The sequence below is a fragment of the Nocardia suismassiliense genome (assembly GCF_900269665.1).
Lineage (GTDB): Bacteria > Actinomycetota > Actinomycetes > Mycobacteriales > Mycobacteriaceae > Nocardia > Nocardia suismassiliense.
In genome coordinates this window covers 7,602,030-7,615,422 of record NZ_LT985361.1, presented here as the reverse complement: position 1 = coordinate 7,615,422, position 13,393 = coordinate 7,602,030, and the positions used below count along the sequence as shown (strand labels likewise).

The following is a 13,393-nucleotide window of genomic DNA, read 5'->3' as shown; positions in this document are numbered from 1 at the left end:
CTACGTCTTGCGCCCCCTCCCTCGGTCCACCCGGGCTCGATGAGAGTCCAGCAGGGAGGACTGAGGATAGGTTAACCTAAATTAAGTTTCAACAGAAAAAGGTGACCCGCCCCACTGGACGGTCACCGCTCGGTGCCGCGTCAGCTCACGCCCGCCGCGTTCTCCGCCAGCGGAATCACGAGTGGCGCACCGGTTTCCGGGTCGTCGATGATCCGGCAGCCCAGGGCGAAGACCTCCTGCACCAGCTCGGCGGTCGCGATCTCGCGCGGCGCACCGGCGGCGATCACCCGGCCGTCCCGCATCGCAATCAGGTGATCGGCGTAGCGGAAGGCGTGGTTCAGGTCATGCAGGACGGCGACCACGGTCCGGCCGGAGTTCCGGTTCAGCGAGCGGCACAGATCCAGCAGTTGGATCTGATGCGCGATGTCCAGGTAGGTGGTCGGCTCGTCGAGCAGAATGATCGGCGTCTCCTGCGCCAGCACCATGGCGACCCAGACGCGTTGCCGCTGGCCACCGGAGAGCTCGTCCACCGAGCGGGCCGACAGGTCGGTGACACCGGTGGCCGCCATGGCCGCGGTGACCGCGGCTTCGTCCGCCTGCGACCACTGGCGGAGCAGGGTCTGGTGCGGATAACGGCCGCGCGCAACCAGATCCGCGACCCGGATGCCGTCCGGGGCGGTCGAGGATTGTGGGAGCAGACCGATGCTGCGGGCCACCTCCTTGGCTGGGTAGGCAGTGATGGCCTTGCCGTCGAGCAGCACGGCACCGTCGTCCGGGGTGAGCAAGCGAGCGAGCGCGCGCAGCAAGGTGGACTTTCCGCAGGCATTGGGGCCGATGATCACCGTGAAGGCCCCGTCCGGAATGTCCACCGAGAGCTGGTCGCTGATGGTTCGGCCGCGATAGCCGAGGCGCACCCGGTCGGCCCGCAAGCGGACCCGATCCTGCTGTGTGCTGTGCTTGTCGTTCATCGTCGTTCCCCTAATTCCGTCGCGCCTCGGCGATCAGCACATATGCCAGATACACCCCGCCCACCGAGACGGTGACGACGCCGACGGGCAGCGTGGTGGGTGCGAATATCCGCTGCGAGATCCAGTCGCAGGTCACCAGCAGCAGCGCACCCATGGCAGCGGCGGGAGCCAATGCGGTGGAGGCGGTGCGCGCCAGGCGGCGGCCCAATTGCGGTGCCGCCAAAGCCAGGAAGGCGATCGGGCCGGCGACGGCCGTGGCGACGGAGCAGAACGCGACGCTCAGCACGATCAGTAGCACGCGGTCACGTCCGACCCGGATGCCGAACGCCTGCGCCAGATCGTCACCCAATTCCATGATGTGCAAGCGGGACGCGGTGGCGACAGCGGCCACGCCGAGAACCGCAAGCAGGGTGAGCGTGGGCACGACCTGCGCCGAGGTGGCCCTGCTCAGCGACCCCGCGCCCCAGGCGGCCGCCGACATGGCGGCGGTGAGATCGGCGCGCAGGATGAGCCAGGTATTGACCGAGGCCAGCATGGCGCTGACGCCGATGCCCACGATGATGAGCCGGAAGCCGGTGACATTGTGCCGGAAGGCCAGCAGCTGAATGGCGAGGGCGGCAGCCAGTCCGCCGAGGAACGCGCCCGCCGAGGTCTGGAATCCGCCGCCGCCCAGCGTCAGCATGACGATGAGCGCACCGGTGTAAGCGCCGGTGTTGAAGCCGACCAGATCCGGGCTGCCGAGCGGATTCCGGGTGACCGATTGCAGGATCGCGCCGCTCACCCCGAGGGCCGCGCCCAACGCCAGGGCCAGCACCACGCGCGGAAGTCGCCAGTCCCACACCACGAGTCGGTCGAATCGCTGATCCCCGATGAACAGTGCACGCAGCACCCGATCCGGTGGAATCGGGTAATCGCCGGTGCCGAGCGACAATACGGCCACGGCCAGTGCCGCGGTGACGAGAATCGCGCACACCACCACGGTGCGAACACTCACCCGAACGGCGAGGCGCCGGGTTCGGACCACCAGCACCGAGCGCCCGAAATCGATGGCGGTCATTGCTCGCTCACCCGGGTACGCCGCGCCAGCCAGATCAGGATGGGTGCACCGAGGAAGGCGGTCACCAATCCCGCCGCCACTTCATCGGGCCGAACGAGGACGCGGCCCAGCATATCCGCGCCCAGCACCAGAATCGGCGCGAGCAGCATGGAGTAGGCGATGACCCAGCGCTGGTCGGGTCCGACGATCCAGCGAGCGATATGCGGCACCGCCAAGCCGACGAAGGTGATCGGCCCCACCGCGGCAGTCGCTGTGCCGCACAACAGGGTCAGCGACGTGACGGTGAGCAGCCGGGTCCGCCTGATGTGCACTCCCAGCGCGTGGGCGAGGTCGTCACCGAGGGCGACGGCATTGAGCGAGCGCGCGGCGATCACCGCCGCCACCAGGCCGATGAGAATGAACGGCGTGGCGCCGGTGATCACGTCGTAGCCGCGCCCGGTCAGCGCTCCGGCATCCCAGTTCCGCATATGGTCGAAGGCTTTGGGGTTCAGCAGTATCAACCCCTTGGTGAGGCCGGACAGCACGGCCGTGGTGGCGACCCCGGCCAGCGTCAGCCGGACCGGATCCGTCCCCTGCCTGCCCGCGGTGCCCAGCCGGTAGACCACGACCGAGGCCACCGCGGCACCGATGAAGCCGAACCACACGTACGACGTGATCTCGGTGGCGCCCAGAAAAGCGACCGCTATCGCGATGACGAAGGCCGCCCCGGCATTGATGCCGAGCAGTCCCGGATCGGCCAGCGGATTGCGCGTCAGCCCCTGCATGAGGCAGCCGGCCACGCCGAGCGCGAGTCCGGCGAGCAGTCCGAGCAGCGTGCGCGGCACCCGGTACTCGGTGATGACCAGCGCGTCCGCCGACTCGCTTGCGCCCCGGAGCGCATCCCATACCTGCCCTGCCGGAATGGCCTTGGTCCCGATCATGAGACTGAGCAAGCAGGCAGCGATCAGTACGGCAGCCGCCAGCAGCCACCCCGGCCAGCGCCTAGGCCGTGCGCGCATACCTTCCATCTGGTTATTTCTCCACGATTTCCGAGCTGTAGCAGGGCCGCCGGAGAAGGTTTCGCCGGGCAGGCACAGGGGTTTCCCTCAAGCAATTAGGTTTGCCTACCCTAGCGTGTTACCTCGTCCGGCAGTAATCGCCCAGTAGGACGATCGGAGGTATCGAGGCGGCGGTAGCTGTCGATGGCGGGGCGCAGGCCGGCGGTAGCGGTGTCGCCGAGGGCGGCGCGGCAGCGGGCGGTGCCTTCCATGGCGCTGGCCTGTTGGATTCGGCTGCCGATGTCGCGGGCTACGCGCCGCGCGTGGGTGAACATCGTCAAGGCCTCAACCGGCTCGCCGGCCGCCAACAGCGCCTTCGCGGTGTTGTTCAATGCCTCGACTTCCTGGACGCGATAGCCTGTCTCCCGTAACAGGGCCAGGGCTTGCCGGGAGAGGTCGGTGGCCTGCTCGTGGTTACCGGTTTCCCGGCATACGGCACTGAGGTTGACGAGTGCGTCGGCTTCCCCGATGCGGTGGCCGGTCTCCTGGAACAAGGTCAGGGCCTGTCGGGAGAAGTCGGTGGCTTGCCCGTAATCCCCGGTGTCCCGGCGCACCTTGCCGAGGCAGCTGAGGGCTCTGGCTTCGCCGAGGCGATCGCCGAGCTCCCGGAACAGCGTCACGGCGCGCAGCAGCAAGTCGGCAGCCTGGTTGTAGTCCCTGGTGTACCGGCGCACGGTGCCGAGGAAACCGAGGGCGCTGGCTTCGCCGAAGCGATGACCGTTCTCCCGGTACAGGGACAGAACTTGGTGGAACAGGTGCGCGGCCTGCTCGTAGTCGCCGTTGTCTCGGCACACACCGCCCAGGCCGGCCAGTGTTCTGGCTTCGCCGAGGAGATAACCGGTGTCCCGGTACCGGATCAAGGACTGCCGAAGTAGGTCGGCAGCCCGGTCGTAGTTTCCGGCCTGCCACTGCACCATGCCGAGGTTGCGCAGCGTTGTGGCTTCGCCGAGACGGTGGCCGTTCTCCCGGTACAGGGTCAGCAGTTGCTGGAGCAGGTCGGCGTCGTGGTCGTAGTTGCCGGTCTGCCATTGCACGGTGGCGAGGTTGGTGAGGGCGTTGGCTCGGCCGAGGCGGTCGCCGAGACGGTCCGCGGCCGTAGCGGCGCGCTCGTGCCAGCGAAGAGCCGATGACCAAGGCCCTTCGCGCTCCAGAAATTCCGCCAGCACCTCGGTCAGCCCGACCATCCGTGCAGGATCGCGGTCGGCGGTGTATTCGAGGCAAGCGAATAGGGTGGTTCGCTCCATCCGGAGCCACGCCAGCGCATGCATCTCGTTGCCGAATTCCCGCACCAGGGCACCGGTCTTGGTGGGGGTGTGGTGGTCGTCGGTGGGGCGAGGTTTGCGGGTGAGCCATTGGTCGGCTGCTGTGGCGGTGCTCAGGTAGTAGTCCAGCAATCGTTGCACCGGCGCGGTGCCGTCGCCGGACGACGCGGCGAGGGCGCGCGCGTATTCGCGCACCAGGTCGTGCAAGCAGTACCGGCCGGGGGTGGTCTCCTCGACGAGGTGGTCGGTGTACAGCGCATCGAGTTCGGTGCGGGCCTCGGCGAGCGGTATGTCGTTCAGCGCGGCGACGGCGTAGGCGTCGAATTCGGTGCCCGGGTGCAGTCCCAGCGTGCGGAACAGTTGCTGCCTGCCGGGTGGCAGGTTCTCGTAGGAAGCGGTGAAGGCGGCACGCACCGCGCGTTGGCCGGCGTCGAGTTCCCCTAGCCGGTCCTGGGCGGCGCGGAACTGTTCGGCCAGTCCGGTGAGCGTCCACACCGGATGGTGAGCGGTTCGGCCGGCCAGTAGCACGATCGCCAGTGGCAAGTACCCACATAGTCGGACGATCTCGGCGGCTGCCGCGATGTCGTCGCCCTGTGGGTTGCGTTGCGCCAGTTGGCAGAACAGGTCTTGTGCCTGGTCGGGGTCGAGGGTGTCCAGCGGCAATGGGACGGCGCTGTCGAGGGCGACGAGCCTGCGGCGGCTGGTGATCAAGGTGAGGCAGTCGGGTCCGGTGGGGAGCAGTGGTTCGATTTGGTTGTGGTCGCGGGCGTCGTCGAGGATCAGCAGAACTCGCTTGGCGGCGACGCGGTCGCGCCACAGGTCACGGCGTGCGTCGAGGGTGTCGGGAATGTGGCTGGGGGCGATGCCGAGGCCGGTGAGCAGGGTGGCCAGCACCTCGGCCGGATCCGCCGGCTGCTGTCCGGGGGTATGGGTGTTCAGTTCGACGAAGAACCTGCCGTCGGGGAACGAGTCCGACAGCAGGTGCGCCGCATGGGTGACCAAGGTGGTTTTCCCGACGCCGGGCATGCCGTCGACGGTATGGATGGCGACCACCCGGCCCGGTGCTGCCGCATCCAGGATCCGCTGCACCTCGACGTCACGCCCGACGAAGGTGGGCACATCCCGTCGCAGCGAGGTCAGCAACGTGGGGCGCACCGGCTGGGTGCTGGCCGCCTTCCACAAATGCCGCCAGGCCGACCGGTTCGACAAGGGTGCGGGCACGGGACCGGATGCTTGCCGGGCCAGCGAAATCAGTGTCACCAGCACCGGATCCAGCGATTCGAAGCGGGAGGGCACGTTGCGCCCGGTCCGCCAATCGCTGATGCGCTGCATCAACGACCGATGGCTCTGTGCCGGTGTGCCGGCGGCCTTCCTGCGTTCCTCGGTCGCGGCCGCGACTCGCGTCAGCGTGGGATTGCCTGCGGCCTCCCAGAGTTCGGCGAACCTGGTCACGAAGAGCGCTCGGGGCGAAGGGTCTTCGCCGCCACCCCCGTTCCGACCGGTCTCGCTCGTCTCACCGCACACAACAACACACGATAAGGGCATCATCCGTTGCTTGTGGATTCGAGCTCGCCCACCTCCGCTCCCCGATAGCGCCTGAGCTCGACATAGCGACAGCAGCTCCTGACGCGATCGGCCCGGGTCAGGTTGCGGTCGCCTGCATGGCGAGCGCTGCGCGTAGGGAGCGGCGGCTGATCTTGCCCACGCCGGTCTCCGGGAAGCTGTCCACCACCTGGAGCAGATCGGGAATCTTCCAGGTGGCCACGCCGCGCTCCCGCACGAACTGGCGGATCTGGCCCAGTGCGGGCGGCGTCGCCGGGTCGGCGGCCAGTACGAACACACAGCTGCGCTCGCCGAGCCGCTCGTCGGGCACCGAGACGACGATGGCGTCGCGAATCAACGGATGATCCAGCAGATGCGCCTCGATCTCCTCGGCCGAGATCTTCTCGCCGCCGCGGTTCACGCGGTCGCCGAGCCTGCCCTTGACCACCAGATTGCCGTCCGCACGCAGGTTGACGACATCGCCGGTGCGGTACCAGCCGTCCTCGGTGAACGACGACGCGTTGGCCTCGGGATTACGGTAGTAGCCGCGAATCGTGTACGGCCCCTTGGTGATCAGCAGTCCGTCGGTGCCGGGCGGTACCGGGTTCCCCGCTTCGTCGACCACCGCGACCTGATCGTGCTCGGACATCGGGCGGCCCTGGGTCGAGAGCACCACTTCTTCCGGGTCGTCGAGCCGGGTGTAGCAGACCAGGCCCTCGGCCATGCCGAACACCTGCTGCAGAGTGGCGCCGAGGGCGGGGCCGATGCGCCGGGCCAGCTCGTCCGGGCAGCGGGCGCCACCGACGAGCAGCACCCGCAGGCTCGAAATGTCGTACTTGCTACTGGCTTCCGCGCGTTCGACCCAGAGCCGAGCGAGCGGCGGGACCAGTCCGCTGATGGTGACCCCGAACCGTTCGATCGCTTGGAACGCGGTGGTGGGGGAGGGGTCGATGGCCAGCGCCACGGTGCCGCCCGCGTACAGCGCACCCAGAATTCCCGGCGAACTCATCGGGAAGTTGTGCGCCACCGGCAAGGCCGCGAGGTAGACGCTGGTGCTGTCGAGCAGGCAGAGCTCGGCGCTGCGGCGCACGCTGTAGAGGTAGTCGTCGTGCGTGCGCGGAATGAGTTTCGGTGTTCCGGTGCTGCCGCCGGACAGCTGCAGGAACGCGATATCGGAGGCGTCGACCGTCCGCAGGTCGCGCGGGGCGGCCCGCAGGTCGTCCAGGGCGCGGATGCCGCCGGGCAGCGCGGTTCCGTCGTTGTCCGGGACAACGATCACGTGCCGCAGGGCGGGGGCGTGGTCCCGCAGGATCGCGGCGAGGGTGGCGTGATTGAACCTCTGGTGGTGATGACAGGTGACCATCGCCACCGCGCCGCTGGCCTGCGCGATCGGGACCAGCTCGGACTGCCGGTGCGCGGGCAGGCAGAACACCGGCAGCGCACCCGCGTAGAAGAGTCCGAAGATCACTTCGACGAATTCGGCGATGTTGGGTAGCTGGACCAGCACTCGATCACCAGGCCGGATGCCGAGTTCGAGGAAACCGGACGCCAGCGATGTGGCGCGCTGCTCGAGCTCGGCGTAGGTCCAGCGATTCCGGTCGTCTACCACGGCGATCGCGTTCGGCGTTGTGCCTGCGCGAGAGCTGAGCATGTCGCCGAAGGTCTCGCCGGTCCAGTACCCCAGCTCGCGGTATTGCGTGGCTTCGGTTGCCGGCCAAGGGGTTAGGTCGGATTGAGACGGCACTGTCGAGCTCCTTCTAGCCGAAACGTCGATGATTTACTTCCGTGGAAAATTAAGGTTAGGCTAAGCATATGTCTAGGAAGAGTAAAGCCGCCAGCGGTGTGATAGTCACCGGCGCCGCCGGTGGTATCGGCCGGGCGGCGGCGGAGATCTTCGCGGCCAGGTCGGCGGCGCCGGTGGTGCTGTGGGACCAGGATCCGGCGGTGCACGACACCGCCGGTGCGATCCGCGCGACCAGGACGGCGAGCATCACCCATGCGGAACAGGTCGATGTGACCGACGCCGACTCCGTCGACCGCGCCTTCGCGGCCGCTATGGATCGTATCGGCCCGATCGACGCCGTGGTACATGCGGCGGGCGTCCTGGAAACCGGTGCGGTGTCGGAATTGACCGGCGCGCAATGGGATCGGTGCCTGGCGGTGAACGCCACCGGGACGATGAATGTCACCCGGCGGGCCGCCGCGGTGCTCGCGGCGAACGGCGGCGGCTCGATCGTGGTCGTCACCTCGAACGCGGCGACGACCCCTCGGGTCGGCATGGCCGCCTACGGGGCGTCCAAGGCGGCGGCGACGGCCTTCGCCATGGCGCTCGGCCTGGAGGTGGCCGCCGCGGGTGTCCGGGTGAACGTGGTGTCACCGGGCTCCACCGATACGCCCATGCTGCGCGGCATGTGGACCGAGGACGCGGCCGAATTGTCCGCCGCTGCCCGCGATCACGTCCTGGCGGGTGACCCGGCGAACTTCCGTCTCGGCATCCCGCTGCGCCGGGTGGCACAGCCCGAGGACGTCGCCGAGAGCATCTACTTCCTGACAACCCCCGGTGCCCGGCACATCACCATGCACGACCTGCGCGTCGACGGCGGCGCCACCTTCGACGGGTGGGCGTCCCCATCATCGAACAGGAGAATGCCCGTTGGCCATCCCGCCGATAGCGCCGTATTCGATTCCGGCGCGCGAGGACGTCGAGGCGAATCAGGTGCCGTGGTCGCTGGATCCGTCGAGGTCCGCGCTGCTGATCCACGATATGCAGCGCTACTTCATCGACGCCTACCAGCCCGACCTCGACCCGATCGCGACCGTCACCGCGAACATCGCGCGCCTGCGCGAGCAGTGCAACGCCGCAGGCGTTCCGGTGATCTACACCATGCAGCCCGGCGACCAGCATCCCTCGCGCCGTGGCATTCTCGCGGATTTCTGGGGTAGCGGACTGAGTAACGGCCCGTCCGCCGAGATCATCGACCAACTGGCGCCCGGCCCGGCCGATATCCAGGTCACCAAGTGGCGCTACTCCGCCTTCCAGCGGACCGACCTGCGCGAGTTGCTCAATCACTACAACCGCGATCAGCTCGTCATCACCGGCGTGTACGCGCACATGGGCTGCATGCTCAGCGCCGCGGACGCGTTCATGAACGACATCAAGCCGTTCGTGGTGCTGGACGCGACCGCGGACTTCGGGCGCGACGAGCACGTGATGGCCATGAACTATGTCGCGCGCCGCTGTGGCGCGGTGACCACCACCGACGCGCTGGAATTCGCGCTGCGGCAATCGAATGCGGCCTGATCAGGCGCTGGAAATCTCGAGGAGAAATATGAGCGAGCCGGTTACCTTCGGCCGCGAGGACGTGATCGCCGATGTCGCGGCCGCGTTGGGTGTGGCGCCACACGAGGTGCCCGAAGACGCGGATCTGACCGACGCGGGCTTGGATTCGGTGCGATTGATGTCGCTGGTCGAGAAGTGGCGTTCCGGTGGCGCGGAACAGGCGGACTTCGCGACTCTGGCGGCCGAGCCGGTGCTGAGCGCCTGGCTCGAGGTTCTCGTGCCCGCGGATCAGTCATAACCGACGAGCCGGCGGGTTCGCTCGTCGACATCGCGGGGATCGGTTCCACACTGTCGAAGTGACGGACTGCTGCCCCGACTGGGCGCGTTTCCCCAGTTGCGTCATGCCGGGTTCGTGCGATCGGACCACACGGCTCATCTGCCTGCGGGGTGGCGCGTAACACACTCACGGTCCTCCGTCCGCCATGCGACCAGGGCTGCAGCGGACAGCGAAAAACGTACCTGTTGACAGGTTTAGGTCTGCCTAACCTAAGCTCAACGCATCCCGACCACACCTGAGAAGGAACTAAGAATGTTGATGAGGAACTTTGCCGCGACGGCCTCGCTGCTGATCGCCGCGCTAGGCGTCACGGCCGGCACGGTCAACGCGGCACCGGCGGCGGAAGTCGACGCGCCGATCAATTTCACCGCCGAGACCACCGACACCCAGGCGATCGTCTCCCTGGACGCGGGCTCGCTCGTCGTCGAGGACGGCGCGCTGAAGATCAAGGCCGCCAACGGCAACGTCGTCGCGGGCACCCCGCTGCAGTTCCGGCTCGACGACTTCACCTTCCCGATCGCCGCGGACATCTCCGGCCGCACCGCGAAGCTGACCCCGCAGCTGGACATGGGCAAGGCCGTTTACACCCCGGTCGCCCTGCCCTTCGAGGACAAGGCCCCCTGGAAGACCGAGTACGACCGTGAGCAGGCGGCCTGGAGCCGGATGACGGCCACCATCAGCCTCGGCGCCAGCATCGCGACCCTGGTCGGCGGCCTCGGCGGCGCGGCCGTCGGCTGTGTCCTCGGCGGCGTCGTCGGCGGTGCCGTGATCGGTGGCACCATCGTCGGCCTGTTCGGTCCGTTCCTCGGTGGTATCGCCGCGGGTTGCCTCGCCGGTGCGGCCGCCATGGGCGCGCTCGGCACGATCGCGGGCCAGATCTTCATCACCGCTCCGGTGGCGATCGGCGCGGTGATCCAGTACTTCACCACGATCAACCAGCCGTTCAACCCGCCGGCTCCGGCCAAGTAGTCTCGGCTCAGCTCCACATATATAGGTCAGGCCCCGCTTCGGCGGGGCCTGACTTGTTCTCCGGGTAGTGCCTTCGCGCAACGGATGTCGTGCTGTTGCCGGAAACAGGAGTGCGGCTGGTTATTACGAAGGCAGCGGGCCGACCGGCACCGGAGTGCGGTGCGACACTTCGGGTTCCGGGCGCCGGATCTCCAACAGTCCCGCCGCGCCGAACTTCCGGACGAGTTCCGAGTCGCTGATGACCTCGAGGAACTTCTCCACATGCATCGACTTGTCGCGCGCGTGCACCGTCAATTCCCGGCGAATCGGACGGGACAGCCGAATGATGGACAGCAGCCGGGCCGATCCGTGCAGTGCCATCTTCGGCACCAGCGCGACGCCGACGCCGTGTTCCACCAGGCTCAGTGCGGTGGTCACATCGGGGGCGCGGACGGCGAATCGCACATGCACGCCCGCCCGGCCAGCCTCGCGCGACACCGTATCGGTGAGATCGGAGTTCGCACCGCACCGAATCCACGGCGCCTCGACCAGTTGTTTCCACGAGCCGTCGAAACTGCTGCGCTGACTGGGATGGCAGACGACGACGAGTTCTTCCTCGCCGAAGCAGTGCACGACCCGCGAGCTGGTCTGCTCCAGCGGTCCCACGGCGAGATCCAGGGCGCCCTCTTCGAGCGTCGCGTTCAGCTCGCGCAGGTCGGTGAACGCCCTGACCTCGATGCTGTCGATATTTCGTTCGTGGCGCATCCGATAGATCAACGGTGGCAGCAGCTTCTGGGCGATCGTCGGCGTCGTGCCGACCGTCATCACGCCGTCGCCGAACGTCTGCCCCATGGCCATGGCCTGCCGGGCGGACTCGACGACATCGGAGGCCTGGGCGAAGAACTCTCTGCCGAACTTGGTGAGCCTCGACCGGCGCGACCGGGGATCGAACACCTTCCGGCCGAGCGAGGTCTCCAGCGCGTCGATCTGTTGCGACATCGCCGAGGGAGTTATTCCGAACCGCCGCGCGGCGGCGGACAGTGAACCCAGCTGCACTGCGTTCACAAAGTAATCGAACTGTCGGAGCGTGATCGTATTGGAAGTAAGCAAGGGGTAATCAGACATCGGCAACCTTTGTATCGAGCCGTCGGCTCATCCGCAGCACCTTCGGTCCATCACTGAAAATTAAGTGGCATTCCGTCACCGAGTCATGGCACGCGCCGGTCGACATGGACCGGCAATCACATCACATCTTTCGTTAACTGTGCGTTCATCCGCGAATTGTGGCGAAGCCGGAATGGCTGCCATCGAGGTGTTGCGCCGACTTGTGTGCAAGCAGTATCTACTGCGACGACTGCTACGTCAAACGTTACGCCAAGCTAAACCTCCGTGTAACCCAGATCACATTGTTGCTTCAATTGCATGACTCGGCCACGCCCCGACCTGGGTCGATTGCGGACGAACGTTCCGTCTGCAACTGATGGCGTACGACCTTCCTTCGGGCTCGCAGGATGCGCGTCACGGAACCATTTTGACCACGAATGGCCTTGGTTAGGTGCTGATTCAAGGAAAATCTCAACGGATATTAGCCCGCCTAACAATGCCCTGCTGGGGGCAGTTATCGACACCCGGTCGGAGCGTCTCGATGATTCGACAGTAGGCGTCGAACGGGGTTGCTGCGAGCCGTGCTGTGATCCGGTGGTGATCTGCAAAGGCAGTTCCTGTGATATGGCTGTGATCGGGCATCGGTGCGACTGTTAATCGGCCCTTGATTCGATGTAAGAATGTCCGTTCTGCTTGTTGGTCACACCCGCCGAGTTCTACGCTCCGAAATGGAAGCCGACAGCCCGCAGTACCGCGTAGATGACCGCAGAGCGGCGGTCGAACGGCTCCCGACCGGCAGTTCGGATCAGGTCGTACCCAGCGGTGGGCTGTCGGCTTCGCCAGCGATCCAGCATTTCGAAGGAAGGCATCTGATGGGGAAGCACAGCGCGCCGCGAAATAATGTCGTTCCCGCGCGACTGGCGGTGCTCTCGACGGCGACACTGATCGGCCTGGCGGTCTCGACCCAGGGCGGCGCCGGGCAGGCCATCGCGGAGGGGACGAACTCCACCTCGGGCGCGGGTGACGACGTATGGATCGCCCCGCCGAAGCAGGTGGTGTCCCCGGCGGTGGTGCCCGCGGCCTATCAGCAGCACGCACGACCGAACGTCGCCGCGCCCGTCCGGGCCGAACGACCGGCGCCGCGCAGCGAGCGTCCGGCGCCCAAGCCGGGCGGCACCGCGAAGCCGGGACCCGCGCCGAAGGGTGACGGGTCGCCGCTGGGCACCCTCGTGGACTCGCTCGCCACGGGCAGTGCGGCATTGCCCGCGCCGCTGCGCACCGTGCTGGAGGCGCTGGCCAAGGAGGTCGGGCCGGTGCTGGCGAAAGGGTTGATCCAGTTGATCACCAGTGCCAATCCGCCGAGCCCGAAGGGGCGGCACGCGGCGCCCGCGCCTGCCGCGCCTGCCGCCGATTACGCCGAGGATGCCGACGCCGACTCCGATGTCGTCGACAACTCTGATGCCGGGGGCGACACCGAGGAGACCGGCGACCCCGATGCCGGCGACGGCTCCGATGAGACCAGCGTCGGCATCTACTCCGGCGCGGCAGGAGATTCCGGGGACGCCGAGACGGCCGAAGCCACTGATGACGCCGATGCCGCCGGTTACGCCGACGACCCGGAGATCACCGATTACTCCGAGGAGCCTGACGCCGCCGGTTACGCGGACGACGGTGATGACACCGGTTACACCGAAGACGGCGACGACACAAGCGTCGCTGATTACGCCGACGTCGTCGACGCTGCCGACGCCGATGCCGACTGGAAACCGCTCGCGCTCGAGCCGAGCCCGGTCGGCTGATATTTGTTCTAAAAGTTCGACAACTCTCGAAGGAAATTGTGCGTTTCTCCCCCGCTACA

At 67.2% G+C, this 13,393-nt stretch carries 10 protein-coding genes and 1 pseudogene; 5 read left to right on the top strand and 6 right to left on the bottom strand.

Features of this window, described 5'->3' with window-relative positions:
- Positions 1–140: 140 nt before the first annotated feature.
- The 5 genes from DBO33_RS34000 to DBO33_RS33980 form a co-directional block, all read right to left on the bottom strand.
- Positions 141–968: an ABC transporter ATP-binding protein gene (locus DBO33_RS34000; protein WP_107658693.1), complete on the bottom strand. Its 828-nt coding sequence runs from the start codon at positions 966–968 to the stop codon at positions 141–143.
- 10 nt (positions 969–978) lie between these two features.
- Positions 979–2,025: a FecCD family ABC transporter permease gene (locus DBO33_RS33995; RefSeq protein ID WP_107658692.1), complete on the bottom strand. Its 1,047-nt coding sequence runs from the start codon at positions 2,023–2,025 to the stop codon at positions 979–981.
- Positions 2,022–3,023, bottom strand: coding sequence for an iron chelate uptake ABC transporter family permease subunit (locus tag DBO33_RS33990; RefSeq protein WP_267897907.1), 1,002 nt, complete (start codon positions 3,021–3,023; stop codon positions 2,022–2,024). Before DBO33_RS33990 ends, DBO33_RS33995 begins: the two co-directional genes overlap by 4 nt.
- Before the next feature lie 110 nt (positions 3,024–3,133).
- A complete protein-coding gene (locus tag DBO33_RS33985) occupies positions 3,134–5,776 on the bottom strand; it encodes an ATP-binding protein (protein ID WP_159080661.1) in 2,643 nt (880 codons plus the stop codon).
- A 190-nt stretch (positions 5,777–5,966) separates the two neighbouring features.
- The gene (locus tag DBO33_RS33980) at positions 5,967–7,517 is read right to left on the bottom strand and encodes a (2,3-dihydroxybenzoyl)adenylate synthase (RefSeq protein WP_234391440.1); all 1,551 of its coding nucleotides are present in this window, start codon (positions 7,515–7,517) and stop codon (positions 5,967–5,969) included.
- A gap of 161 nt (positions 7,518–7,678) precedes the next feature.
- Here DBO33_RS33980 and DBO33_RS33975 point away from each other — a divergent pair.
- From DBO33_RS33975 to DBO33_RS33960, 4 genes and pseudogenes are all read left to right on the top strand, one after another.
- Positions 7,679–8,464, top strand: a pseudogene (locus tag DBO33_RS33975) (SDR family NAD(P)-dependent oxidoreductase); the annotation flags it as partial.
- 55 nt (positions 8,465–8,519) lie between these two features.
- Positions 8,520–9,167 carry an isochorismatase family protein gene (locus tag DBO33_RS33970; protein WP_107658688.1) on the top strand — a complete coding sequence of 216 codons (648 nt, stop codon included), beginning with the start codon at positions 8,520–8,522 and terminating at the stop codon, positions 9,165–9,167.
- Positions 9,168–9,195: 28 nt separating this feature from the next.
- Positions 9,196–9,444 (top strand): phosphopantetheine-binding protein, encoded by a 249-nt coding sequence (locus DBO33_RS33965; protein ID WP_107658687.1) that lies wholly within the window; start codon positions 9,196–9,198, stop codon positions 9,442–9,444.
- A gap of 291 nt (positions 9,445–9,735) precedes the next feature.
- Entirely contained in the window at positions 9,736–10,452 is a 717-nt protein-coding gene (locus DBO33_RS33960) for a hypothetical protein (protein ID WP_107658686.1), read from the top strand.
- 123 nt (positions 10,453–10,575) lie between these two features.
- Here DBO33_RS33960 and DBO33_RS33955 read toward each other — a convergent pair whose 3' ends face one another.
- A complete protein-coding gene (locus DBO33_RS33955) occupies positions 10,576–11,556 on the bottom strand; it encodes a LysR family transcriptional regulator (protein ID WP_107658685.1) in 981 nt (326 codons plus the stop codon).
- Positions 11,557–12,407: 851 nt separating this feature from the next.
- Here DBO33_RS33955 and DBO33_RS33950 point away from each other — a divergent pair.
- The gene (locus tag DBO33_RS33950; RefSeq protein WP_159080659.1) at positions 12,408–13,334 is read left to right on the top strand and encodes a hypothetical protein; all 927 of its coding nucleotides are present in this window, start codon (positions 12,408–12,410) and stop codon (positions 13,332–13,334) included.
- The last annotated feature ends 59 nt before the right edge of the window (positions 13,335–13,393 follow it).

Coding starts and splice junctions, on each gene's coding strand:
- DBO33_RS33990 (WP_267897907.1), bottom strand. CDS start 3,023: ATGCGCGCACGGCCTAGGCGCTGGCCGGGGTGGCTGCTGGCGGCTGCC.
- DBO33_RS33995 (WP_107658692.1), bottom strand. CDS start 2,025: ATGACCGCCATCGATTTCGGGCGCTCGGTGCTGGTGGTCCGAACCCGG.
- DBO33_RS33965 (WP_107658687.1), top strand. CDS start 9,196: ATGAGCGAGCCGGTTACCTTCGGCCGCGAGGACGTGATCGCCGATGTC.
- DBO33_RS33955 (WP_107658685.1), bottom strand. CDS start 11,556: ATGTCTGATTACCCCTTGCTTACTTCCAATACGATCACGCTCCGACAG.
- DBO33_RS33950 (WP_159080659.1), top strand. CDS start 12,408: ATGGGGAAGCACAGCGCGCCGCGAAATAATGTCGTTCCCGCGCGACTG.
- DBO33_RS34000 (WP_107658693.1), bottom strand. CDS start 968: ATGAACGACAAGCACAGCACACAGCAGGATCGGGTCCGCTTGCGGGCC.
- DBO33_RS33980 (WP_234391440.1), bottom strand. CDS start 7,517: ATGCTCAGCTCTCGCGCAGGCACAACGCCGAACGCGATCGCCGTGGTA.
- DBO33_RS33960 (WP_107658686.1), top strand. CDS start 9,736: ATGTTGATGAGGAACTTTGCCGCGACGGCCTCGCTGCTGATCGCCGCG.